The sequence below is a fragment of the Mesorhizobium sp. GW821-FHT07A06 genome, assembly GCF_059419085.1.
Map to the genome: position 1 here is coordinate 761,886 of NZ_JBWKRC010000002.1, position 21,777 is coordinate 783,662.

The window sequence follows — 21,777 nt, forward strand, 5'->3', positions numbered from 1 at the left end:
CGGGAGCCGCAAACGGTGTTTTCGGGATCCGGGCGCTGATATAGCTGGTTTTTCCGCTCGGTTCGAACCAGAATGCCTGAAATCAACCAGTAGAAAAACTCCTGCATGCCCGAAGCCTTCCTGAGCCTGCCGCCGCTGAATGCGCTGCGCGCCTTCGAGGCCTCGGCGCGCCATCTCAACTTCCGCATCGCCGCCGAGGAGTTGAACGTCACCCAAGGTGCGGTCGCCCAGCACATTCGCGGGCTGGAGGCCGAGCTCGGCACGAAACTGTTCGAACGGCTGCCACGCGGCCTGGCGCTGACCGATGAGGGCCGCGCCTATGTCCCCAACATCCGCCGCGCCTTCGACCTGATCTCGGAAGCAACCTTGCTTCTGCGCCCCGAACCGGCGCGGCTGACGATCAGCGTGACGCCGAGCTTCGCCACCAAATGGCTGATCCCCAGGCTGCAGGACTTCATGGCCGACAATCCGCTGGTCGACCTGCGCGTGCTGGCCAGCGAAAGCCTGTCGAGCTTCCAGGCCGACGGCGTCGACATCGCGGTGCGGCAGGGCCGCGCCCCCTTCGGCTCCGGCCTGATCGTCGACCTGTTGTTTCCCCAGCAGATCATCGCCGTCTGCAGCCCGGCCCTGCTGCCGGCCGGCACAACCGAAATCGCGGCGACCGAAATCCAGCATCACCTTCTTCTGCACGACGCGCACAATCTATGGCCGGAATTCATGGAAAAGGCGGTCGGCCTGAAGATGACGACCGAGTTGAAACGCATGCGCTTCAACCAGACCGGGCTCGCCATCGACGCGGCCATCGCCGGCCAGGGCATAGCGCTGGCCAGCCGCTTCCTCGTCGCCGCCGACCTCGCCGCCGGCCGGCTGATCCAGCCAGTCCGCGGCGAGATGCGGGGCACGCAGGATTTCTATGTCGTAATGCCGAGAAAACAGCGCCATCCCGAGCCGACGCAGGCCGTGCGGCAATGGCTGCTCGATGCGGGGGATCGGGCGTTCTCATGAACGTCGTGACGAATACGAACCGGTCGTGCGTCAACCGCCCAAGCCAGCGCCGCCCCTCATTGCCCTGCCGGGCATTTCTCCCCGTATAGTGACGGGGAGAAAGAGCGGATCGTAACGTCGGCGCCTTCACTGCAACGTTGGCGATTGGCGAAATCATTCACGACAGCGTCCCTCTCCCCGTCACTATACGGAGAGAGGATGCCGGCAGGCAGATGAGGGGCAGCGCTGGCATCCGGTAATGGAACTCGAGCCTTCCCGCCCCTACCCCTCCACGGTCTCCAGCACGCTCAACAGCGTACCTTCCATGTCGGGCTCGTCGCCGGAACACACGCACAGCATCTCGGCGTCGCCTTCGCCCACCGAGAGATAGGCGTGGCCCATGGTGGAATCGATGTAGACGCTGTCGCCCTCCTTGAGCCGCACCGGCGCGTACTGGTCGGTGTGCAGTTCGATCTCGCCCTTGAGCACGATCAGGAATTCCTCGCCGGCATGCCTGGTCAGAGGGCCGAATTCCTGCGGCGTGCGGGCCCGCGCATAGGCGCGGATCGGCACCATGCGCTTGCGCACCAGGTCGGTGGCCAGATAGCGATAGTCGTAGTTGCGGGTCAGCTGGCGCAGCGTGTTGGCCGGTGACGTCACCGAGCGGCGGGTGCGCGACGCCGGCTGCTTGCGGTCGCCGCTGAGCAGTTCCGTGACATGGATGCCGAGCCCCTCGCAGATCTGCAGGAGCTTGTCGTAGCTCAGCGACATCTGGTCGTTCTCGACCTTGGACAGCGTCGACACCGCGACGCCGGTGAGCGTGCTGACCTCCTGCAAGGTCCAGCCATGCGCTTTTCTCAGCGCACGCAGACAATCACCGAGGTTCGGTTGCTCCGACATCGTCAGCTCCATGGCGCGGCCATCCGTCGCTCGCTTGCTCTAGGTAGTCGAACGCCCCGCCGCCATCAACAACATCAACAATTTTCTTATACGCTAAATATTGACTGGATACGAAAACATTTTTACGACTGGCGGATGCAGTCGAAGTCTTCCAAAAAAATCGTCGTCATCGGTGGTGGCATTGCCGGCCTGTCGCTGGCCGCGGCCGTGCGGGACTGGGCGGAAGTCACCGTCATCGAGCGTGAGCCGCATCTGGGCTACCATGCCAGCGGCCGCTCCGCCGCCCTGTTCACCGAGACCTATGGCAACCGGGTGGTGCGCGGGCTGACGCTGGCCAGCCGGGAGGCCATCGTCGAGGGCGGCTTCGTCGCCCACCGGCGTGGCGCCCTGCATGTCGGTTGGCGCGGCGACGACGCGGCGATAGACCGGCTGGCCGGCGAATTGCAGGCGCTTGTGCCGAGTGTGCGCCGCCTCTCCGCGGCCGAACTCCACGCCCTGGTTCCGGTCATTGCCACGGAGGCCACCTGCGGCGGCGTCTATGAGCCGGACGCGGTTGATGTCGACACGGGCAAGATGCTGGGGTCAAGCGCCTCGGCGCTGAAGGCCAGCGGCGGCATCATCCGCACCGGCGAGGAAGTCCGCGAGATCGCCCATGCTGGAGACGGCTTCCGCATCGCCACCAGTGCCGGCGAGCATCGGGCCGACATCGTCGTCAATGCCGCCGGCGCCTGGGTCGATGTCGTCGCCGGCCTTGCCGGGCTCTCCGGCCTTGGCTTCCAGCCCAAACGGCGCACCGCCTTCCTGTTCGACCCGCCCGCGGGCACCGACATTGCCGGCTGGCCGCTGGTGGTCGACTTGCACGAACAATTCTACTTCAAGCCCGATGCCGGCAGGCTGATCGGCTCGCTCGCCGACGAAACGGACTCCGAGCCTTGCGACGCCTGGCCCGAAGACATCGACATCGCCATCGCTGTCGACCGCATCGAGCAGGCGACGTCGATGCGCATCGGCCGGCCCTCGACGCCGTGGGCGGGCCTGCGCACCTTCGCGCCCGACCGAACCCCGGTCGCCGGCTTCGACCCGCGCCTGCCCGGCTTCTTCTGGCTCGGCGGCCAGGGCGGCTACGGCTTCCAGGTGTCGCTGACGCTGGCCAGGCTAAGCTCGGCGCTGATGCGCGGCCAGCCCTTGCCGGCGGATGTCACAGCGCTTGGCGTCAGCGCCGCGGCGCTGGCGCCCGACCGCTTCCTTGTCCCGGCGGCAACGCCATGAAGTTCATGCCCTTCCCTCAACCCCCGAAACTGTCATCAGGAGCGTTTGCGATGAAATCCACCGTTCTGCGCGCCGTGCTTGCCTCGACCCTTCTGGCCTCGTCCGTCCTTCTCGGCGGGCAGGCCTACGCCAAGACACTGGTCTATTGTTCGGAAGCCAATCCGGAGACCTTCAACCCGGCGATCGGCATCGCCGATTCCACCATGGACGCCGCCGCCAAGACGATCTTCAACCGGCTGGTCGAGTTCAAGCCGGGTACGACGGAGGTCGGGCCGGCGCTGGCCGAGAGCTGGGATGTCTCACCGGACGGCAAGACCTACACGTTCCACCTGCGCCACGGCGTGAAGTTCCAGTCGAACGAGCATTTCACCCCGACGCGTGATTTCAACGCCGACGACGTGCTCTACACCTTCAACCGCCAGCGCGATGCCAACAATCCCTACCACAAGCTCGGCGGCGGCACTTACGAGTACTTCAACGCGCTGGGCATGGGCACGCTCATCGACAAGATCGACAAGGTCGACGACTACACGGTGCGCTTCACGCTGACAGCAGCCAACGTCACCTTCCTGGCCGGGCTGGCGCTCGACTATCTCTCGATCCTGTCGCTGGAGCAGACCGAGAAGATGGTGGCGGCCGGGACGCCGGAGCTGATCGACAGCCAGCCGGTCGGCACCGGCCCGTTCATGCTCGAGGCCTATGTGCCCGACAGCCAGGTCCGCTACAGCGCCAACAAGGATTACTGGCGCGGCGCGCCGAAGATCGACACGCTGGTCTTCGCCATCACGCCCGAGCCGACCACCCGCGTCGAGCGCATCAAGGCCAATGAATGCCAGGTCGCCGCGCCGCCGCCGCCAAGCGCGGTGGCCGAGCTGCGCTCCGATCCCGACATCACGGTGCTCGATCTCAAGGGCCAGAACATCGGCATTCTCGGCTTCAATGTCGAACACCAGCCGCTGGGTGATGCGCGCGTGCGCACCGCGCTGGCCAAGGCCATCGACCGCAAGGCGATCGTCGAGGCCGTCTATGCCGGCGCGGGCACGGTGGCCGGCAGCGTCGTGCCGCCGGCGCAGCTCGGTGCCGTCACCGATGCCGGCATCGACTATGATCCCGACGGCGCCAAGAAGCTGCTGAAGGAAGCCGGCCACGAAAGCGGGCTGAAGATCAGCCTGTGGGCGATGCCGGTGTCGCGCCCCTACAATCCCAACGCCAAGCGCATGGCCGAGATGATCCAGGCCGACTGGGCCAAGGTCGGTGTCCAGTCGGAGATCGTCAGCTTCGAATGGGGCGAATATCTCAAGCGCACCGCCGCGGGCGAGCAGGACACCTTCCTGCTCGGCGGCAGCAGCGACAATGGCGATCCCGACAACATGCTGAGCTACCTCCTGTCCTGTGACGGCGTGAAGGGCGGTTCGAACCGCTCGCGCTGGTGCGACAAGGATTTCGAGAAACTGCTTGACGAAGGCCGCGTCGCCGCCGACCCGAAGGAACGCGCCGCGATCTACGGCAAGGCGCAGGCCATCCTGAAGGTGGAGGTGCCGGTGGCGCCGATCGCCCATTCCATGGTGGCGATCCCGATCCGCAAGAGCGTGCTCAACTACGTGCTCGACCCCTTCGGCCGGCAGAATTTCGCCGCGGTCGACATAGCGGAGTAAGGCCCGGCTCCTCCTGGTCCATCCCTCGGCTGGATGGACCACGACATCCATGAAACCAGCAATTTAGCGGCGAAAGCAGAATCGATGCGTGAAAACTTGACCGCCCTCCTCGACAGCTACCTCGCCGATGGCGCGGTAGGCGCCTCGCTGGCCTATGCGCGAAACGGCGCGACGCCGACCGCCCTCGCATCGGGGCTTTCCGACCGGCAAAGCGGCGCCGGCGTCACACCGGACCAACTGTTCAAGATCGGCAGTTGCACCAAGACCTTCGTCGCGGCGGCACTGGTCAAGCTCGCCGAGGCCGGCAAGCTCGACCTCGGCGCGCCGATCTCCGCCTGGTTCCCGGACCTGCCGGGGGCGAAAGACATCTCGGTGCGCCAGCTGATCAACCATCGCAGCGGGCTGCCGGAATTCGAATATTACATTCCGATGGACCCGAGCCGACGGTGGACGCCTCGGCAGCTGGTCGACATCGCCTTCGCCTCCGACAAGCAGAAGGCCCCGGGCGGTCCTGCCGTCTACAACAACACCGGCTATGTGCTGGCCGGCATGGTGATCGAGGCCGTCACCGGCCAGTCGCTGGGCGCCTATGTCAGAAGCGCGATCCTGCAGCCGCTCGGCCTGAAAAACACCTGGTCGCCGGCGACCGAGGCCTTTCCGGAAAAATCGATGGTCCGTGGCTATTACCACCGGCCGCCGCCGGCGCCGGACGCGCCGGCCGACATCGCCTCGGGCGCCGAGATGTGGCGCATGGACGGCGTGCTGCCCTATTCCGACGCATTGCAGGATTCCTCCGATTCCTTCCCCTTCGGGGCCGCCTATGGCTGCGGCGACATGGTGTCGACCCCGACCGACATGGTGGGCTTCATGCGCGGCCTGTTTTCCGGTGGGCTGCTGTCGCCGCCCTTCTTCGCGGAGATGTTCGAACACCGCGTGCCGGCGAGCTTTCCCGGCACACGCATGCGCGAAACCGGCGCCGGCATGTTCCAGAGCGCCTATGCCGACCGCGCCTTCTACGGCCACCAGGGCAGCATTCCGGGCTATGTCGCCGTCATGCTGCACGACCCCGAAACGGATCTCACCATCGCCATGACCAGCAATGTCGGCTCCGGCAACCGCCTCTCCTTCCAGGCCAGCGGCCTGCATCCGGTGGTCGATCAGGCGATCCGGATCATTCTCGAGTAAGAGTCAGGGCCGCGCCTGGCGCCCGAAACCGGAGGACGGATCGGGCAAGCCAGGCAGCATCTGGCTGAGCACGCGATCGCGAAGAAAGACGTGATGGAAGATGGCCGCGGCCGCATGCAGGCCGGCGAGCCACATGATGATATCGCCAAGCGTGCCATGGATTTCCGCCAGCGGAGCACCCCAAGTGCCTGAAAACGGGCCGATTGCTCCCAGGCCGTAGACCGTCACAGGGTGACCTCCGAACCAGGCGCCGAGCATGGCGGTCACCGGGATCGCGAAAAGCAGTGCGTAGAGCGCCCAATGCGTTGCCTTCGAAGCGACCTCCATCCAGGCTGGCATGGCCGGGGCATCGGGAATGCGGTCGAACAGTCGCCAGGCAAGGCGGATGACCAACAGCCAGAAAACGGCGAAGCCCAGCGATTCATGAACCAGCAGCGTCGAGGCCCTGGCCGCTGAATAGACGCGCTCGGGAGGACCACCTGCCGAAACCAGGAAGGCAATGAGCACGAGCACTGCCGTCAGCCAGTGCAATGCCTGGGCAAGGCCTCCGTAGCGGGTTGTAGTACCGGACAGCGACATGCGAGAGTTCCCAAACAGTTGGACACGTTCCTCCCGCACCCCTCTCCGAACTTGCCCTCGTTTCGATTGTTCCTCAAGTGCCCTCTAATAAATTTGTCATGCGCCGGTCTGTATGACGGGATGTCTCGCCCGCCGCCGGCAAGAGGTGCCGCGATCGATACGGTTGGTGCGCTCGCAGCTGGATTGCCGCGCGGGGATATGAGACGCTGCCTGATCCCCGGAAGCGAGATGCCGCCATGAAGCCCACTCTGCCGCTGCTGTTGAGTCTCAATGGCGGTTATGTCGACACGGCGGGCTTCCTGGCGCTGCAGGGCTTGTTCACCGCGCATGTGACGGGAAACTTCGTCACCCTGGGCGCCTCGCTGGTGCTCGGTATTTCGGGCGTGCTGGCAAAGCTCCTGGCGCTGCCGGTGTTCTGCATCGTCGTCATCCTGACCCGGCTGGCCGGCGAACATCTGCGCCGGCATGGCCGGCCGGCGCTCGGGCCGCTGTTGGGAACCAAACTGGCGCTGCTTGTCATCGGGGCCGCCCTGGCGATCCGCTTTGGCCCTTTCGCCAGCGGCGACAGCGCGGCCGCGATCGTCACCGGCATGGTGCTGGTCGCCGCCATGGCGATCCAGAACGCGGTGCACCGGGTCCATCTGGCGGCAGCCCCGCCCTCGACGCTGATGACCGGCACCACCACCCAGATCATGATCGACCTGGCCGACCTCGTCGGCGGGCTGGCGCCGCAGGCCCGCCCGGCGCTTGTTGCCCGCCTGCGGCGCATGGCGGCGGCGGTCGCCGTGTTCGCCGCCGGCTGCGCGGCAGCGGCACTCGGCTTCGCCTTCGTCAATGTCTGGTGCTTCGTCGTTCCGCCGGTGATCGCGCTGGCCGCGCTGGTGCTGCGGATCGCGGCGCCGGAGGAGACGAGGCAATAGGATCAGCCCCGCGACGAGAAAATCGCCGCCGCCGCCGCAACGATTTCGGCATTGTCTTTCGCCACCGTTCCATCGGCCAGCGTCTTGCCGTCTTCCAGCCCGACCCGCGTCGACCAGCGTTTTTGGCGCGCCAATTCCACGAACGGCCAGACCGTGGCGTCGGCGCCATGCAGCAGGATCGGCCGCCGCATTTCGGCGCGTTCGAGCACGGCGCCGATGCCTCGAGCCTCGTCGAGCGCTGCCGCCAGGTCCTGGATGTCGATCTCGACCAGGATGCGCAGCACCCGGTTGCGGTCGGCAAGCGCCACGAAGCGCTCGGCATCCTCTGTCGTGGCAAGCCCGGCCTCGATGCCGACGCCGCGCTGGCGCAACAGCTCCATCACGGCGGGCGCATCGGCTTCCGACAGGTTGACAGAGGCGTAGTCGGGCAGTTCGCGCCAGCCGGCGATCGCCGCGCGGGTCCGCCCGACATCGTTCTCGATCCAGGCGCCGGTCGACACACCGACAAGCGTGCCCGGGCAAGCCCGGCGCACCGCCAGCACCGTCGCGTCGACGGCCGCCAGGCTTTCGCGCCCGTCGGCGCCGCGCGGATGGATGTGCAGTTCGCCGGCGCCGGCGGCGACACAGGCCGCGGCATCGCTTGCCATGGCCTGCGCGTCGAGCGGCAGCTTCGGGTGGAAATCGCGCGGACGCGCGCCGTTGATGCAGGCCTGGACGATCATGAATGTCACCTCGGGCAAGGAAGTCGCAGTCTAGCCGTGCGGCCAGGCCGGGCAAAGAGTTGCGCGGTGCCTCTCCTGACAGCGCGGCAAGGTCCGGCGGCATTTGAATAAAAAACGCCTGTGGATATTTACCCAGCGTTCCGGCGGGCGAGCCAAGATAAATTAGGGCGGGATCATGGAGGGACCATTGACCAGCGATTTTTCAGCCGCCCGCATCCATCTCGAACGCGCCTATCACTATCTGCGCGGCAATGACGAGACGAGTCGCTCGACATGCGAGGCCCTCGACCTCCTCATCGAGACGGTGGCGGAAGCACAGCACAGGCGGTCCGAGACCGGAGTGCTGGCCTTTCCCCAGGCGACGATGCGGCAATCCAGCTGATTTTGAGCGACAGGCATCAGGATGCCTTGCGGGCTCCGCTTGCCGGCCCGGCCGCACGTGCCACGATCTGCTCCAGCGGTTCGGGCCGGTGCAGCAGGAAGCCCTGGCCGAAATCGACGCCCATTGCCTGCAGGATGCCGAGCGTCTCGGCCTGCTCGATCTTCTCGGCCACGACGGCGCAGCCGACACTGCGGGCAATGCCTGATATGGCCGAGACGATCTCGCGGTCGAAGCGGCTCTCGGCGATGTGCTCGATGAAGGAACCATCGATCTTGATGGCATCGACCGGAAAACGCCTGAGATATTCGAACGAACTCATGCCGGCGCCGAAATCGTCGAGACTGACCTTGCAGCGCCGCTCGCGCGCCTTGCGCACGAACGCCTCGGCGGCGTCGAAATTGGTGACGGCGGCGGTTTCGGTGATCTCGAATCCGATGCCCGAATGCGGCGCCCCGGTTTGCTCGATGATGCCGTCGACGAAGTCCCACAGGCCCGGGTCGCTCAGCGTCTGCGCCGACAGGTTGAAGCCGAGCGTGATCGCGCCGGACTTCATGGCCGCGCCGTGCCGCGAGAGCGCGGTGCGGATGATCCAGCGATCGAGCCTGGCGGCAATGCCGAAGCGCTCGGCCGCCGGTATGAATTCGCTGGGCGGAATCAGCTTTCCGGCGCGCCCGGCAAGCCGCGCCAGCACCTCGACATGGCGGCTTTCCTGCCAGGGCCGGCCCAGCCGGTGGATCTCCTGGCCGAACAGTTTCAGCCGGCCGTCCTCCATGGCGTCGACCGTGTCGGCGGCGAGCCGTGCCGCGTTGAGGCCGCCCGAAGCGGCCTCGGCTGAAAACACCGCGAAACGGTCGCGCCCGGCGGCCTTGGCCGCGTAGCAGGCATCGTCGGCGCAGGCCAGCGCGTCGGCAACCGTGGTGGTTCGGTCATCGACGATCGCGATGCCGATGCTCGCCGCGAGCCGGCGCGAGGTCGCGGCGAGGCCGAGATCGGCGCCGCGCACGGCCGCCAGGATGGCGCCGGCCAGCCGCTCGGCCTGTGTGGCGTCGCAATGGGGCACCAGCAGGGCGAACTCGTCGCCGCCCAGCCGCGCCGCGTGCGCCGATGGCGGCAGGCAGCGGCCGATGCCCGCCGCCACGCTCTTCAGCGCGAGATCGCCGGCGGCGTGGCCGGCGAAGTCGTTGAGCGCCTTGAAGTAGTCGAGATCGATATAGAACACCGCCAGCGGCATGCCCGTGGCGATATGGTCGGCAAGCAGCCTGTCGAAGGCGGCGCGGTTCCACAGGCCGGTCAGCGCATCGTGGCGGGCGGCGAAGGCAAGCTCCTGCTCGCGCAGCTTGTCCTCGGTGATGTCGCGCACCGTGCCGAGGACCTGGCCGGCAGCGCCCGCGGCGGCGACGAAACGCACCAGCGATTCGATATGGCGGATCTCGCCGTCGCGCCTGATGATCCGGTACTGCGAGGCGGTAACGCCGTCCGAGCCGGGTGACGGCAGGTGCGCCCGTTCGGTGGCTTCCTTGTCGTCGGGGTGCAGGTAGGTGTGCCAGAGGTCGCCCGCCACCTCGTCTGTGTCGGCGACGAGGCCGAATATGTCCCGGGTGCGGGCGTCCCAATAGCTCTTGTTGGTAGCGATGTCGTAGTGCCAGATGCCGGTGCCGCTGGCGGCGAGCGCGAGGCGAAAGCGCACATTGACCTGTTCGAGCGCGGCTTCGGCCGCTTTCTGCTTCGAGATGTCGGTCTGCACGCCCATCAGCCGCAGCGGCCGCCCGTCCGCGCCGCGTTCGACGATGCCGCCGCGATCGAGCACCCACACCCAGTGCCCCCGCTTGTGCTTCAGCCTGAGTTCGGTCTCGATGGTATCGGTCAGCCCGGCGATGTGGCGATCGCCACTGGCCAGCGCGCGTTCGCGATCCTCGGGATGGGTGAGTTGCAGCCACAGGTCGCTGGCGTTGGCGAGTTCATCTTCCCCGTAACCCAGCATTCGCGCCCAGGTCGCCGAATAAAAGCAATCGCCGCTGCGAAGATCCCAGTCCCAGACGCCAAGTTGGGCGCGTTCCAGGGCCTTGGCCCAGAACGCTCCGTTGCGACCTTTCCTGCTCTGACGCGCCATAGTCTGTTTCGCTTGCCCCACCCACGGACAATCTGCCGCAAAACCAGAGAAGAAACAGTTACCGGAGCGGCGGATGGCCATGTCGGGAAGGTCAGCGGCCCGTCAAGACGCCCACGCTGCATGCCGCAGCAGGCGGCCCGTCAATTTTCCTCGACCGTTGACACGCCAGTGGCCGCCGTCACGCTGGACAGTTTTTCGCGCTTTTCGAGCCTCGGCTTTTCGTAGGTCTTCTTCATGGCCAGTTCCTTCTTCAGTGCCCATTCACCGCTCAAGTCTATCCGGGCCAGGTGGCCAGGCTTGGGCCCAGCGGAACAGAGTTTGGCCTGCACGGCCCTGTCCAGGTCCCGGTACCGACGCTTCGCGGTCTTTTGATTGGCCGACAAGAAGCGGAGTTCTGTCGCCGGCCAATGGTCCTAGTGATCGCACGAGGCCGCCCATCCCGGCGGTCTCGGGAGAAGCAGCCGCCCATCAGCCATCGGGCCGAATGCGCCCACGCCTTGGGGAAACGGCATGCACGACAACAAGAGGACCCTCCCATGACCAAACAGGAAGACAACAAGGCCGTCGTCGTCAGATGGTTCACCGATTTCTGGGGTGGAACCTGCGATCTGTCGGTCGTCGACGACATCGCCGCGCCCGACATGCTGCTCAAATATTCCTTGCATGAGCCACGCCGGGGCCGCGACGACATCAAGGCCTTCATGACCGATTTCCGCGCCGCCTTCCCGGATCTCAACTTCTGGGCCACCGCCGATCTCATCGCCGAGGGCGACTATGTCGTCGGCCAGTGGGAGGGCGGCGGCACGCATACCGGCCCGGCTTTCGGCGATTTCCTGGCCGGTTCGCTGCCCGCCGCCACCGGACGCGCCATGCGCTTCACCGGCACCACGGTGCTGAAGGTGATCGACGGCAGGATCGTCGAGGAGATCGGCCTCGACGACGGCGTCGCGGCGCTGACCCAGCTCGGCCTGATCAAGGCAGCCTGATCGGCGGGGCCATCGCCGCCTGGGCGGTGGCCCCTTGGTCCGACAACCCGTCAGGGTGTTCGGCAGCGCCACACGACATCGTCAATAGTTATGCATTTCACGGTGACATCTTCGTCAACGATTCCTTGATGAACAAGGAAGAATTATAGACGTCTAATATTTCGATTTTTATCCTTTTCCAAGTGTAACTGAATAGTAATACACAATATGCAAAAATACCCGTCAATAGTGCTTTGGGCTGCTGGCGGGACGTCCTTCGATGAGTGCGCACACCGGGCAACGGGGCCGCGATCGCCGGTCCCTTGCCGTTTTCGACCTGGACATCGCGGTCACCAGGAGCGACTGGCTGCTGGCCGCCCTGTGCCTTACCTGTATCGCGGCGGCGATTTGCCTGCGGCCGGAGCGTTATCTGCGGCTGTCCATACAGTATTTCGGGACATTCCTCAGCGTGCTGCCGGTGCTCCTGGTGGTTGGCCTCGGGCTGGCGGCGCTGATGTATGGCAGGCCAACGCCGACAAGGTTCATAGTGCGGGTGCTCAGGGAACGTGGCCCGGCGGCCGCGCGGGTCGTCCTGCTGTTCTTTCTCGGCATCACCGCCTTCACGACGTTCAGGATCACCATACCGGAGATCGTGCCTTACTATGCCGATCCCAAGCTGGCCGAATTCGATCTTTGGCTGCACGGCATCGATCCCTGGGTATGGACGCACCGCATTGTTTCAGAGCCCGCCTCCATGCTGGTTTTCAAGGCCTACATGTCCTGGTGGTTCATGCAATGGTTCGGCGTCATGCTCTTCGTCGCCTTCTGGAACAACCCCGTCCGGCGCATCCGCTATCTTTGGGCGTTCGCGCTCACCATGATTTTTTGCGGCGCCGTTCTTGCGACCATGCTGTCATCCACCGGGCCGATATTCTACGACCGGTTCTATGGCGGCGACCGATTTGCCGGGGTGCTCGCCGCGCTGCTGGCGGACCCGCATGCCTTGCCGGTGAGGTTCGCCGCCAATTATCTGCTCGATGCACACGACAGCGGCAGGTCCCGGTTGGGCACCGGCATCACCGCGATGCCCAGCATGCATGTCGCCATCGCCACGCTCAATGCTTTCTTCCTCACCGGTTTCGGCCGCCGCTGGGCCTTCGCCGGATGGTCTTTTGCAGCACTCATCCTGTTCGGCTCGGTCTACACCGGCTGGCACTATGCCGTGGACGGCTACCTTTCGATCCTTGTCGTGTCCGCGATCTGGTATCTGACAGGGCGTTTCCTCCTGCCGCAAGCGAGCCGGGACACCGTCGGGCTGGATCTGCCGCTGCCAGAACCGGTGTCGCAATGAGCGGGTTCGGCTGAGGCCGGCAAACCACTTCCAGCTGGCGTTCGGCCAGGCGGCCCTGGAGCCGCCTGGCCCTGGCTCGCTACTGGCTCGGCGCCATCGCGTGTTCGCAAGACACTTTCGGGTTCATGTCGGCGAAAGTGCCGGTCGGGTTGCCCTTCCAGGCCCAGACATGCAGCTCGTAGAATTCACCAAGGCCATAGCGGTTGGGCGCGCTGTTGAAGTTGAACAGCTGTCCGTCCAGCGACGCCGGTCCCTTGGAGGTGATGTATTCGACCGCCACCAGCTTCAACGTGCCGTCGGCCATCGGCTCGTACATGACGGCCTCGGGACGGGCGATGTCGATCTTGTCGTCCTTCAGGTACTGGCCGTTGACGTAGTGGATGCCCATGGCGCCGCCGGTGATGCCGCTGGCGCAGGGAATGGGCGCATAGCCCTCGGCCGTCGCCGCTTTCACGTCGAGAAACCGGTTGTTGGCGGCCCGCACCTTGTCGGCCAGCGGATTGGGGCCGGACACGGCTTCAGCCGCCTCCTGATGCGCCTGTGCGAAGGTGGTGCAGACGGCCAGCATGGCCCCCGCCATGACAAGCCTGTTGCGGAAATCTGGTATCATATCCATTCCATTCTTCTTGAAAAAGCACAGCTGGCCGGCCGCCGGAAATACGGCGGCGCGACAGGCAAGCGCCGTGGCTGTTGTTGCTTGGAGATCCCGAAAACGATGCGGCGGATGCCGGTCATCCCTTCGGCAGATACGGGATCGTTCCGGCCAGGTCGGTGTCGTCGATCAGCTGGAAACGGCTGTCGCTGCCGCCTTGACGGGCCGAAACGAAAGGCGCGTAGGCCGGATCGTTGGTGAAGGCGCGCGCCGCCGCCTCCGACGGGAACGCCATCAGGGCGATCAGCGTGGTGTCGAGCGGCTTGCCTTCGAGCGTCTTCACATTGCCGCTGCGCGACAGATACTTGCCGCCATGCTTGTGGACGAGGTCGTGCACCGAGCCGGCATAGGCCGGCACCCATTTCGGGTCCTTCATCTTGATGTCCGCGATAAGATAAGCAGTCATGGTCGTCTCCTGGTTGCGGTGCACAGGGATATCCCGTGTCACCGGCCAAAGGGCTCGCATGGCGGGGCTCTCGCCTACCAGTCCGCGATCTGTACCGGGCCGGTACAGTTTCTGTACTCGCCGCCTCAATCATGAAGGGCTAATGTTCGGCCTTGCTTCGAGGGAGGGACACCAATCATGGCCCAGCACGGATACAAGCAGTTCTGCCCGCTATCGATGGCCGCCGAGGTGCTGTGCACCCGCTGGACGATGGTGCTGATGCGTGAATTGGTGGCCGGTTCGACCCGCTTCAACGACCTGCGCCGCGGCGTCCCAAAAATGTCGCCGACCCTTCTGTCGCAACGGCTGAAGGAGCTCGAGCTGGCGGGGATCGTCGAGCGCAAGGAGGTCCAGGGCGAGAAAGGGATCTTCGATTACCGGCTGACCGAGGCCGGCCGCGATTTGCGCCCTGTCGTCGAGGCGATGGGCTTCTGGGGGCAGAAATGGGTCGAGTCACGGCTGTCGCTCAAGAACCTCGATCCGTCGCTGCTGATGTGGGACATGCGGCGCAATCTGAACCCATCGCCGCTCCCTGAAGGGCGCACGGTGATACAATTCCTGTATCAGGATCTGCCGGCATCCAAACGCTCATGGTGGCTGATCGTCGAAAAGCACGGCGAGGTCGACCTGTGCTGGTACGATCCCGGCTTCGATGTCGATCTCTACGTCTCGACAGACCTGCACACGATGACGGCGATCTGGATGGGATTGTTGACCGTCGAGAAGGCCGGCGCCAAGGTTTCGCTCAACGGCGACCGGGCCATCGGCAGGAAGATGCAGACCTGGCTCGGACTCAGCCCGTTCGCGGTGGAGCCCAAACGCGCGGCTTAGGAGAACCGAGAGCCGCTTGTCAGGAAACGGGTGGCGGGGCCGGTCCCAGGCGGGCTTCAATGCCGGCATGTTCATCACGCTGCAAAGAGATCTGAAATCGACGCCGCTGGCGGTGGCCGACGACCCACGCTGGGCGCGCATCGTTGCGCGTGACAAATCGGCGGACGGAGAATTCTGGTATTCGGTGGCGACGACCGGCGTCTATTGCCGGCCCTCCTGCCCGTCGCGGCAGGCCAACCCCGCCAATGTGCAATTGCACGACACGCTGGCTCAGGCGAAGGCGACCGGCTTTCGCGCCTGCCGGCGCTGCAAGCCGGATGGTCAATCGCTCGAGGCCGGCAATGCCGCGATGGTCGCCGATGCCTGCCGCAGGATCGAACAGGGCGAGCAAGAGCCCTCGCTCGCCGAACTCGCCGATGCCGCCGGCCGCAGCCCCGGCTATTTCCACCGCGTCTTCAAGGCGATCACCGGGCTGACGCCGAAGGACTATGCCGCCGCGCACCGCGCCGCCCGGGTCCGCCAAGGGCTGGAGGACGGCGCCAGCGTGACGGCCGCGATCTACGATGCCGGTTTCAATTCAAGCGGCCGCTTTTACGAGAAATCGACCGGCATGCTCGGCATGACGCCGACGCGCTACCGCGCCGGCGGCGCCAACGAGGATATCCGCTTCGCCGTCGGCGAGACCTCGCTCGGCACCATACTGGTCGCGTCGAGCCGCAAGGGCGTCGCCTCGATCCTGCTCGGCGGCGATCCGGACGCGCTGGTGCGCGACCTGCAGAACCGTTTCCCCAGGGCGCGGCTGATCGGCGGCGACCGCGACTACGAGGCGCTGGTCGCCCGCGTCGTCGGCTTCGTCGAGGCCCCACAGTTCGGCCTCGACCTGCCGCTCGACGTGCGCGGCACCGCGTTCCAGCAGCGTGTCTGGCGGGCCTTGCGGGATATCCCGGTCGGCAGCACGGTGTCCTACGCCGAGATCGCCGAACGCATCGGCTCGCCCAGGGCAACCCGCGCCGTCGCCGGGGCCTGCGCCGCAAACGCCCATGCGGTCGCGATTCCCTGCCACCGCGTGATCCGCAAGGACGGCGCCCTCTCAGGCTATGCCTGGGGCGCCGAGCGCCGGCGCGCGCTTCTTGACCGCGAGGCCGACGGGACGGCGACCGCGGCCGACAGGGCCAACCGGCCTTCACGGGCCTGACGAGGATCGGCGATGCGCGCGATGGCAAGGTCCTCCACCGCCGGCGCAAACCGCCAGATCGCGGTCAGCCGCCCGGAAGACGCCAAGTCGCGGGTGTTGGCCGCCATCGTTGAGCTGGTCGACAGCGGCAGGGCGGAGTGGAGCCGCACCGCGACAGACGAGATCGAGCTGCGGCTGTTGAGCGGCGAAGTGTTCGTGCTCGGCGAGGTGTCCGTCACGCGTGTGGGATAAGCACACTCAGCACCCTACGGCGCCCCCTCTGTCCTGCCGGACATCTCCCCCACAAGGGGGGAGATTGGCTGTCATCACGGCCTTCGCCAATTTTCAACGTCGCGGGACGAGCGGAGGCGCCAAAGCTGCCAATCTCCCCACCCGTGGGGGAGATGTCCGGCAGGACAGAGGGGGGCGCCGTAGGGTGATTACCCTGGCATCGCTAGCCCCTCGAAGATTTGAATTTGAAAGCAAGCACCGGAGTGGGCGCGCGCCGGCACATGGCTAGGGTTCAGGCACAGACAAAGGAGTGAAGGCAATGAATATCATGCAAACCCCCATGACCGAACCGACGGCGCACATCGACACCATCGCCTACGCCATCGGCCAATCCGCGATCGGCAAAGTCCTGGCCGCTCGCAGCCCCATCGGCGTCTGCGCCATCCTGATCGGTGACGACGCCAAGGCAATGGAGCAGGATCTCGCCAACCGCTTCCCCGGCAAGGTTCTGGTCAAAGACGAACCGGGGCTGCGTGACGATCTTGCTGCAATAGCGCGCTTCGTCGAAACGCCCGCCGCCGGCCTCGACCTGCCGCTCGACATGCGCCACGGCACGCCGTTCCAGCAACGGGTGTGGGAAGTGCTGCGCACCATACCGTGCGGCGCCACGATGACCTACACCGCGCTTGCCCGGCTCCTTGGCCAGCCGAACGGCGCCCGCGCCGTGGCGCTCGCCTGTGCCGCCAACGCGATCGCGCTCGGTATTCCCTGCCATCGTGTTGTCAGAGCCGACGGCACGCTGTCGGGCTATCGCTGGGGCATCGAGCGCAAGCGCGCGCTGCTGGACAAGGAGGCCGCGATATGAACGCCCATGCCAAGGTTGCCACATCCGTGGTCGAAGCCGCGGAGGCCCGCATCGCCGGCTACGACTGGCCGGCCCTTGCCGCCGAACTCGACGGCTTCGGCTGCGCGGTGATGCAAAAGCTGCTCTCACCCGAGGAGTGCCGGCGGATCGCCGGCCTCTACCCCCAGGAACAGCATTTCCGCAGTCACGTCCACATGGCCAGGCACGGTTTCGGCAAGGGCGAATACCGCTACTTCCGCTATCCCTTGCCCGACCTCATCGGCGGCCTGCGAAGCGCGCTCTATCCAAGGCTGGCAGAGGTCGCCAACAGATGGAACGAGCGCATGGGCATCGCCCTGCGCTATCCCCGCACCCATGCCGGGTTTCTGGACCAGTGCCATGCGGCCGGCCAGGAACGGCCGACGCCGCTTCTGCTGCAATATGTGCCCGGCGACTTCAACTGCCTGCACCAGGACCTCTATGGCGACCTCGCCTTCCCTCTGCAGGTGGCGATCCTGCTCTCCGAGCCGGGCGAGGATTTCACCGGCGGCGAGTTCGCGCTGACCGAGCAGCGGCCGCGCATGCAGAGCCGGGTCGAGGTGGTGCCGTTGCGCCAGGGCGATGCGGTGGCCTTCGCCGTCCACAACCGGCCGGTGCAGGGAACCAAGGGCAACTACCGCGTCAACCTGCGCCACGGCGTCAGCCGGCTGCGCTCGGGCATGCGCCACACGGTCGGCATCATTTTTCACGATGCCAGGTGAGCGCCGCTCAAGCCTCCCAATAGGGCGGATCGCCAAAGGCGTCGCGCAGCCATGTGGTGAGCGCGCGCAGTTTGGCGGATCCGCGCCTATCCTCGGGATAGGCGATATAGATGGTGGCGCCTTGCGGCTCGGCGCCGACATCGACGACCGTCAATCGCTTGTCGGCGATCTCGGTCTGGATGAAGTACGCGGGGAGCAATGCCAGGCCGAGGCCGGCAAGAGCGGCGTCGCGCATCAAGATCCCGTTGTTGACGCGCAGCGCGGTTTGCGGGCGGATCGTCACCAGCCGCCGCGAAATCTTGAACCGCCAGTCGGCGGCGCCCCGGATGGAATAGATGATGCCCTTGTGGCGTTTCAGGTCGTCGGTGGTCGCGGGTCGTCCGAACCGCTCGATGTAGTCCGGCGAGGCCACCAGGAATCGCGCGCTGGAAGCCAGCTTCCTGACGATGACCGGTCCGTCATCGACGACGGGCCCGTGACGCACGATCGCATCGTAACCATCTGCCACCATGCTGACGAAACGATCGTCGAGATCAAGCGTCAGTTCGATCCCCGGGTGCCTGGCCAGGAAACCATACAGCGCGGGGCCGAGATGGAGGATGCCGAAACTGGTCGGCGCCGATATCCTGAGCGGCCCAGCCAGTTCGCCGCGATGTTCGGCGACTTCGGCTCTGGCATCGGCCACCTCCTGCATGATGCGCCTGGCGCGTTCGTAGAAACCCCGCCCCGCTTCGGTGATCGAGAGTTTGCGGGTGGTGCGGTCCAGCAGTTTTGCGCCGAGGCTGCGCTCGAGCTCCGACAGCCGCTCGCTGATGACGGACTTGGACAGGCTCATGCGCCTGGCCGCCTCGCTGATCGAACCGGATTCCGCGACGGCGACAAACGCGGCGGCGGCTTCAAGCTTTAGCATTGTTCGGCGTTCCCGAATTCACAATCAGGCGACCGGCGCCTAACGAAATCAAGGACATGGTGCCATAGTTCGAAGGACCGCGATACGGCGGCCACAAAAGCTCGGGGTAATGCATCATGTTTCGTCCTTTGGTTATCGTGCTTGGTCTGCTGTCACTCGCCGCTCCGGCCTCGGCGCGCGTGATCCCGTTTCCGGCGGGCTTCAAGACCCAGTCGATCGAGACCAACGGCACCAGCCTGCATGTGCGCGTCGGCGGACAAGGGCCCGCGGTCATTCTACTGCACGGCTTCGGCGATACCGGCGACATGTGGGCACCGGCGGCGACAAAGCTGATGAAGGATCACACGGTGATCGTGCCGGACCTGCGCGGCATGGGCCTTTCGGCGCATCCGGACAGCGGCTACGCCAAGAAGAACCAGGCGATCGACATCGCTGGCGTGATGGATGCGCTGAAGATCGACAAGGCCGACCTGGTGACGCACGACATCGGCAACATGGTCGGCTATGCGCTGGCCGCGCAATATCCGAAGCGCATCACGAAATGGGTTGTCATCGACGCACCGCTGCCGGGCATAGGTGACTGGGACAAGATCAAGCAAAGCCCGCTGCTGTGGCACTTCAACTTCCGCGGCCCCGACATGGAGCGGCTGGTGGCGGGCCGCGAGCGCATCTATCTCGACCGCTTCTACAACGAACTGTCGGCCGACCCGAAGAAGATCGACGAGGCGACGCGCGTCCACTACGCAAAACTCTATGCGCGGCCGCATGCCATGCATGACGCTTTCGAGCAGTTCAAGGCATTCGACCAGGACGCCGTCGACAACCAGGCGATGCTTGCCGCCGGCGGCAAGCTGCCCATGCCGGTGCTGGCAGTCGGCGCGGAGAAATCGGCGGGCACGTCACAGGCCGACATCCTGCGGTTCGTCGCGTCGGACGTGACGGGCGCCATCGTGCCCGCATCCGGCCATTGGATCATGGAAGAAAACCCGGATGCCACGGTCAAGCTCATCACCGATTTCCTCGCCAGGTGACAACCGGCCGGCGATCGTCTGGGGCCTGCTGAACCCGATCTCATGAAACCAAGCCGATGGGTTGTCCCGCGCAAGCGGCCTGTCACGACAAAAATGGAGCCATTCGATGTCGTTGTCGCATCTTCTCTTGTCGGGAGCCGCCGTCCTGATGGCGATGGCCGCGCCGGCCTCGGCGGCCGGCGCGCCGAAGAAAACGGTCGTGCTGGTGCATGGCGCCTTTGCCGACGGCTCGAGCTGGAGCAAGGTCATCCCCTTGCTGGAGGCCAGGGGGCTCAATGTGGTGGCGGTGCAGAACCCGTTGAGCTCATTGGCCGCCGATGTCGACGCAACCAGGCGGGTCATCGATGCCCAGCCGGGGCCGGTCATCCTGGTCGGCCATTCCTGGGGCGGTGTCGTCATCAGTCAGGCGGGCGTGAACGACAAGGTCAAGGCGCTGGTCTACGTCGCCGCCTTCGCGCCGCCAAAGGGCGTGTCGGTGAACGATCTTGGCAAGGGGCAGCCGCCGCTGCCCTGGGCAAGCGCCCTGGAAGCCGATAGCGGCGGCTATGTCAGGCTAAGCGCCGAAGGCGTCGCCAAATATTTCGCGCAGGACCTGCCGCCGAGCGAAATCAGCCTGATCGCAGCCACGCAAGGTCCGCCCTTTGCCGGTATCTTCGACGAGAAGCTGACGGCCGCCGCCTACGAGACCAGGCCGAGCTTCTACATCGTCGCCAGCCACGACGGCATGATACCGCCGGCGGCTGAAGCTGCGATGGCCAAGGCGATCGGCGCCGAGGTGACCGAGCTTGCGACCAGCCACGTTCCGATGCTCTCCAAGCCGCGCGAGGTGGCCGATGTCATTCTGGCGGCCGCCGACTCGATGAAATAGGGCGCGGGCCGGATCGGTCCGTCATCCGTCCGCGAAGACCATCTCCAGGATCCAGGGGCAGGCATAATAGTCTGCGATGCGATCGATGACGCCGCCATCGGCATGGATACGCACCAGATAGGCCGGCCGCCATGCCTGGCCCCGCGGCCTGTCGACGACCAGAACGGCCTCCCCTTGGATCGCATCTTGCCGCATGCGCCAGGGCTCGCCGCGCTCGTATTCGATGAAATAGGGCGAGCGCGAGAGCAGGCCATTGTAGCAGTCCGAAACCCGCAGCCGGGCATCGGCGCTGGTCAGCGCCCGCACCCCGTCCCAGTCCCTGGCATTGAAGAGTTCGACATAGCGGCCGAGCAGCCGCTCCAGTTCCGGGTCGTGCGCGGGTGCCGCGACCGGTTGCGCCGGAAGAGCGGCGAGCTTGGCGCGGCCGCGATTGAGCGCCGACTTGACGCCGCCCGATGTCGAGCCGACCAGGTCGGCGATCTCCTCCAGCGAATGGTCGAGGACATCCTTGAGCAGCACGCAGGCGCGCTCCTTCGGCGGCAGGTGCACCACCAGCCGCTCGATGGCGCGGCCGGCGCCCGCACCGGCGGGCTCGACCGGCAGCACGATCTCATCGCTGGCATAGGAGGCTTCGGCCTTGAGCCGCGTGCGGCGGTTGCGGATGAAGTCGATGCACCTGTTATGGGCGATACGAAACAGCCATGGCCGCAATGCCTGTGCATCGTCGAGCAGCGCGATCTTGCGGTAGGCCTCGAACAGCGCCTCCTGCATGATGTCCTCGCCGTCGAGAGCCGAGCCGGTCATGCGCGCGCAGTAGCGGTGGAGACGGACGCGCAAATGCGAGACCGTCTCCAGGAATGCCCTGTAGCGCAGGTCGAACAGGCCTTCGGGATCGAGGCGCGGCTCGATGCCTTGCCTCGTTTCACGGGATGCGCGGATCTGCTGGTTCATCGCGGCACGTCGCTTAGAGCAATTCCAGGAAAAGTGTGTAGCGGTTTTCCCGGGACA

At 65.7% G+C, this 21,777-nt stretch carries 24 protein-coding genes; 15 read left to right on the forward strand and 9 right to left on the reverse strand.

Translation table 11 applies throughout. From position 1 onward, the window contains the following. Positions 1–105: 105 nt before the first annotated feature. Positions 106–1,005: a transcriptional regulator GcvA gene (gcvA, locus tag AC07SZ_RS09165; protein WP_494914004.1), complete on the forward strand. Its 900-nt coding sequence runs from the start codon at positions 106–108 to the stop codon at positions 1,003–1,005. A 261-nt stretch (positions 1,006–1,266) separates the two neighbouring features. Here the strand turns inward: gcvA and AC07SZ_RS09170 are convergent, their stop codons facing one another. Next, positions 1,267–1,884 (reverse strand): helix-turn-helix domain-containing protein, encoded by a 618-nt coding sequence (locus AC07SZ_RS09170; protein ID WP_056572126.1) that lies wholly within the window; start codon positions 1,882–1,884, stop codon positions 1,267–1,269. Between the two features lie 135 nt (positions 1,885–2,019). On the opposite strand from AC07SZ_RS09170, the gene AC07SZ_RS09175 reads away from it, so the two are divergent. The 3 genes from AC07SZ_RS09175 to AC07SZ_RS09185 all read left to right on the forward strand — a co-directional run bounded on the left by AC07SZ_RS09175 (position 2,020) and on the right by AC07SZ_RS09185 (position 5,993). Continuing rightward, positions 2,020–3,153 (forward strand): NAD(P)/FAD-dependent oxidoreductase, encoded by a 1,134-nt coding sequence (locus AC07SZ_RS09175; RefSeq protein WP_494914005.1) that lies wholly within the window; start codon positions 2,020–2,022, stop codon positions 3,151–3,153. A 50-nt stretch (positions 3,154–3,203) separates the two neighbouring features. Then, a complete protein-coding gene (locus AC07SZ_RS09180; protein WP_494914006.1) occupies positions 3,204–4,808 on the forward strand; it encodes an ABC transporter substrate-binding protein in 1,605 nt (534 codons plus the stop codon). A gap of 84 nt (positions 4,809–4,892) precedes the next feature. Then, positions 4,893–5,993, forward strand: coding sequence for a serine hydrolase domain-containing protein (locus AC07SZ_RS09185; RefSeq protein ID WP_494914007.1), 1,101 nt, complete (start codon positions 4,893–4,895; stop codon positions 5,991–5,993). A 3-nt stretch (positions 5,994–5,996) separates the two neighbouring features. On the opposite strand, the gene AC07SZ_RS09190 is transcribed toward AC07SZ_RS09185, so the two are convergent. After that, on the reverse strand, positions 5,997–6,572 hold the full coding sequence (locus AC07SZ_RS09190) for a cytochrome b (protein WP_494914008.1): 576 nt from the start codon (positions 6,570–6,572) through the stop codon (positions 5,997–5,999). Between the two features lie 236 nt (positions 6,573–6,808). Here AC07SZ_RS09190 and AC07SZ_RS09195 point away from each other — a divergent pair, with 236 nt between their 5' ends. Further along, a complete protein-coding gene (locus AC07SZ_RS09195; protein ID WP_494914009.1) occupies positions 6,809–7,492 on the forward strand; it encodes a YoaK family protein in 684 nt (227 codons plus the stop codon). A 2-nt stretch (positions 7,493–7,494) separates the two neighbouring features. Here AC07SZ_RS09195 and AC07SZ_RS09200 read toward each other — a convergent pair whose 3' ends face one another. Continuing rightward, a complete protein-coding gene (locus tag AC07SZ_RS09200; RefSeq protein WP_494914010.1) occupies positions 7,495–8,214 on the reverse strand; it encodes a 3-keto-5-aminohexanoate cleavage protein in 720 nt (239 codons plus the stop codon). A gap of 187 nt (positions 8,215–8,401) precedes the next feature. Between AC07SZ_RS09200 and AC07SZ_RS09205 the strand changes: the two genes are divergently transcribed. Next, the gene (locus AC07SZ_RS09205) at positions 8,402–8,596 is read left to right on the forward strand and encodes a hypothetical protein (protein WP_056572122.1); all 195 of its coding nucleotides are present in this window, start codon (positions 8,402–8,404) and stop codon (positions 8,594–8,596) included. A gap of 16 nt (positions 8,597–8,612) precedes the next feature. Here the strand turns inward: AC07SZ_RS09205 and AC07SZ_RS09210 are convergent, their stop codons facing one another. Both AC07SZ_RS09210 and AC07SZ_RS09215 read right to left on the reverse strand, forming a co-directional pair. Continuing rightward, the gene (locus AC07SZ_RS09210) at positions 8,613–10,706 is read right to left on the reverse strand and encodes an EAL domain-containing protein (protein ID WP_494914011.1); all 2,094 of its coding nucleotides are present in this window, start codon (positions 10,704–10,706) and stop codon (positions 8,613–8,615) included. 140 nt (positions 10,707–10,846) lie between these two features. Then, positions 10,847–11,035 carry a hypothetical protein gene (locus tag AC07SZ_RS09215; protein WP_244494080.1) on the reverse strand — a complete coding sequence of 63 codons (189 nt, stop codon included), beginning with the start codon at positions 11,033–11,035 and terminating at the stop codon, positions 10,847–10,849. A 207-nt stretch (positions 11,036–11,242) separates the two neighbouring features. On the opposite strand from AC07SZ_RS09215, the gene AC07SZ_RS09220 reads away from it, so the two are divergent. After that, positions 11,243–11,692, forward strand: a complete 450-nt coding sequence (locus AC07SZ_RS09220; protein WP_172372989.1) for an ester cyclase — start codon at positions 11,243–11,245, stop codon at positions 11,690–11,692. A 259-nt stretch (positions 11,693–11,951) separates the two neighbouring features. Continuing rightward, a complete protein-coding gene (locus tag AC07SZ_RS09225; protein ID WP_494914012.1) occupies positions 11,952–13,022 on the forward strand; it encodes a phosphatase PAP2 family protein in 1,071 nt (356 codons plus the stop codon). 79 nt (positions 13,023–13,101) lie between these two features. On the opposite strand, the gene AC07SZ_RS09230 is transcribed toward AC07SZ_RS09225, so the two are convergent. Continuing rightward, positions 13,102–13,602, reverse strand: coding sequence for a hypothetical protein (locus AC07SZ_RS09230; RefSeq protein ID WP_056572119.1), 501 nt, complete (start codon positions 13,600–13,602; stop codon positions 13,102–13,104). Between the two features lie 151 nt (positions 13,603–13,753). Continuing rightward, the gene (locus tag AC07SZ_RS09235) at positions 13,754–14,080 is read right to left on the reverse strand and encodes a DUF1330 domain-containing protein (protein ID WP_172372983.1); all 327 of its coding nucleotides are present in this window, start codon (positions 14,078–14,080) and stop codon (positions 13,754–13,756) included. Positions 14,081–14,257: 177 nt separating this feature from the next. Here AC07SZ_RS09235 and AC07SZ_RS09240 point away from each other — a divergent pair, with 177 nt between their 5' ends. From AC07SZ_RS09240 to AC07SZ_RS09260, 5 genes are all read left to right on the forward strand, one after another. Further along, positions 14,258–14,950 carry a winged helix-turn-helix transcriptional regulator gene (locus AC07SZ_RS09240; RefSeq protein ID WP_494914013.1) on the forward strand — a complete coding sequence of 231 codons (693 nt, stop codon included), beginning with the start codon at positions 14,258–14,260 and terminating at the stop codon, positions 14,948–14,950. 67 nt (positions 14,951–15,017) lie between these two features. Next, entirely contained in the window at positions 15,018–16,145 is a 1,128-nt protein-coding gene (gene ada, locus AC07SZ_RS09245; protein ID WP_494914170.1) for a bifunctional DNA-binding transcriptional regulator/O6-methylguanine-DNA methyltransferase Ada, read from the forward strand. Positions 16,146–16,166: 21 nt separating this feature from the next. Next, positions 16,167–16,376: a hypothetical protein gene (locus tag AC07SZ_RS09250; protein WP_246738964.1), complete on the forward strand. Its 210-nt coding sequence runs from the start codon at positions 16,167–16,169 to the stop codon at positions 16,374–16,376. 298 nt (positions 16,377–16,674) lie between these two features. Then, a complete protein-coding gene (locus tag AC07SZ_RS09255) occupies positions 16,675–17,220 on the forward strand; it encodes a methylated-DNA--[protein]-cysteine S-methyltransferase (protein ID WP_494914014.1) in 546 nt (181 codons plus the stop codon). Then, positions 17,217–17,960 carry a 2OG-Fe(II) oxygenase gene (locus AC07SZ_RS09260; protein ID WP_056571391.1) on the forward strand — a complete coding sequence of 248 codons (744 nt, stop codon included), beginning with the start codon at positions 17,217–17,219 and terminating at the stop codon, positions 17,958–17,960. Before AC07SZ_RS09255 ends, AC07SZ_RS09260 begins: the two co-directional genes overlap by 4 nt. A 7-nt stretch (positions 17,961–17,967) precedes the next feature. Here the strand turns inward: AC07SZ_RS09260 and AC07SZ_RS09265 are convergent, their stop codons facing one another. After that, complete coding sequence (locus AC07SZ_RS09265) at positions 17,968–18,870, reverse strand: LysR family transcriptional regulator (RefSeq protein ID WP_056571388.1); 903 nt, start codon at positions 18,868–18,870, stop codon at positions 17,968–17,970. 116 nt (positions 18,871–18,986) lie between these two features. Between AC07SZ_RS09265 and AC07SZ_RS09270 the strand changes: the two genes are divergently transcribed. Beyond that, on the forward strand, positions 18,987–19,901 hold the full coding sequence (locus AC07SZ_RS09270) for an alpha/beta fold hydrolase (RefSeq protein ID WP_494914015.1): 915 nt from the start codon (positions 18,987–18,989) through the stop codon (positions 19,899–19,901). Between the two features lie 106 nt (positions 19,902–20,007). Then, positions 20,008–20,769, forward strand: a complete 762-nt coding sequence (locus AC07SZ_RS09275; protein ID WP_494914016.1) for an alpha/beta fold hydrolase — start codon at positions 20,008–20,010, stop codon at positions 20,767–20,769. A 21-nt stretch (positions 20,770–20,790) separates the two neighbouring features. On the opposite strand, the gene AC07SZ_RS09280 is transcribed toward AC07SZ_RS09275, so the two are convergent. Next, positions 20,791–21,720, reverse strand: a complete 930-nt coding sequence (locus AC07SZ_RS09280) for a sigma-70 family RNA polymerase sigma factor (RefSeq protein ID WP_172372969.1) — start codon at positions 21,718–21,720, stop codon at positions 20,791–20,793. Positions 21,721–21,777 lie beyond the last annotated feature (57 nt).

Coding starts and splice junctions, on each gene's coding strand:
- AC07SZ_RS09180 (WP_494914006.1), top strand. CDS start 3,204: ATGAAATCCACCGTTCTGCGCGCCGTGCTTGCCTCGACCCTTCTGGCC.
- AC07SZ_RS09195 (WP_494914009.1), top strand. CDS start 6,809: ATGAAGCCCACTCTGCCGCTGCTGTTGAGTCTCAATGGCGGTTATGTC.
- AC07SZ_RS09210 (WP_494914011.1), bottom strand. CDS start 10,706: ATGGCGCGTCAGAGCAGGAAAGGTCGCAACGGAGCGTTCTGGGCCAAG.
- AC07SZ_RS09200 (WP_494914010.1), bottom strand. CDS start 8,214: ATGATCGTCCAGGCCTGCATCAACGGCGCGCGTCCGCGCGATTTCCAC.
- AC07SZ_RS09185 (WP_494914007.1), top strand. CDS start 4,893: ATGCGTGAAAACTTGACCGCCCTCCTCGACAGCTACCTCGCCGATGGC.
- AC07SZ_RS09270 (WP_494914015.1), top strand. CDS start 18,987: ATGTTTCGTCCTTTGGTTATCGTGCTTGGTCTGCTGTCACTCGCCGCT.
- AC07SZ_RS09230 (WP_056572119.1), bottom strand. CDS start 13,602: ATGGCGGGGGCCATGCTGGCCGTCTGCACCACCTTCGCACAGGCGCAT.
- AC07SZ_RS09240 (WP_494914013.1), top strand. CDS start 14,258: ATGGCCCAGCACGGATACAAGCAGTTCTGCCCGCTATCGATGGCCGCC.
- AC07SZ_RS09190 (WP_494914008.1), bottom strand. CDS start 6,572: ATGTCGCTGTCCGGTACTACAACCCGCTACGGAGGCCTTGCCCAGGCA.
- AC07SZ_RS09170 (WP_056572126.1), bottom strand. CDS start 1,884: ATGTCGGAGCAACCGAACCTCGGTGATTGTCTGCGTGCGCTGAGAAAA.
- gcvA (WP_494914004.1), top strand. CDS start 106: ATGCCCGAAGCCTTCCTGAGCCTGCCGCCGCTGAATGCGCTGCGCGCC.
- ada (WP_494914170.1), top strand. CDS start 15,018: ATGTTCATCACGCTGCAAAGAGATCTGAAATCGACGCCGCTGGCGGTG.
- AC07SZ_RS09235 (WP_172372983.1), bottom strand. CDS start 14,080: ATGACTGCTTATCTTATCGCGGACATCAAGATGAAGGACCCGAAATGG.
- AC07SZ_RS09265 (WP_056571388.1), bottom strand. CDS start 18,870: ATGCTAAAGCTTGAAGCCGCCGCCGCGTTTGTCGCCGTCGCGGAATCC.
- AC07SZ_RS09225 (WP_494914012.1), top strand. CDS start 11,952: ATGAGTGCGCACACCGGGCAACGGGGCCGCGATCGCCGGTCCCTTGCC.
- AC07SZ_RS09280 (WP_172372969.1), bottom strand. CDS start 21,720: ATGAACCAGCAGATCCGCGCATCCCGTGAAACGAGGCAAGGCATCGAG.
- AC07SZ_RS09250 (WP_246738964.1), top strand. CDS start 16,167: ATGGCAAGGTCCTCCACCGCCGGCGCAAACCGCCAGATCGCGGTCAGC.
- AC07SZ_RS09255 (WP_494914014.1), top strand. CDS start 16,675: ATGAATATCATGCAAACCCCCATGACCGAACCGACGGCGCACATCGAC.
- AC07SZ_RS09175 (WP_494914005.1), top strand. CDS start 2,020: ATGCAGTCGAAGTCTTCCAAAAAAATCGTCGTCATCGGTGGTGGCATT.
- AC07SZ_RS09260 (WP_056571391.1), top strand. CDS start 17,217: ATGAACGCCCATGCCAAGGTTGCCACATCCGTGGTCGAAGCCGCGGAG.
- AC07SZ_RS09275 (WP_494914016.1), top strand. CDS start 20,008: ATGTCGTTGTCGCATCTTCTCTTGTCGGGAGCCGCCGTCCTGATGGCG.
- AC07SZ_RS09220 (WP_172372989.1), top strand. CDS start 11,243: ATGACCAAACAGGAAGACAACAAGGCCGTCGTCGTCAGATGGTTCACC.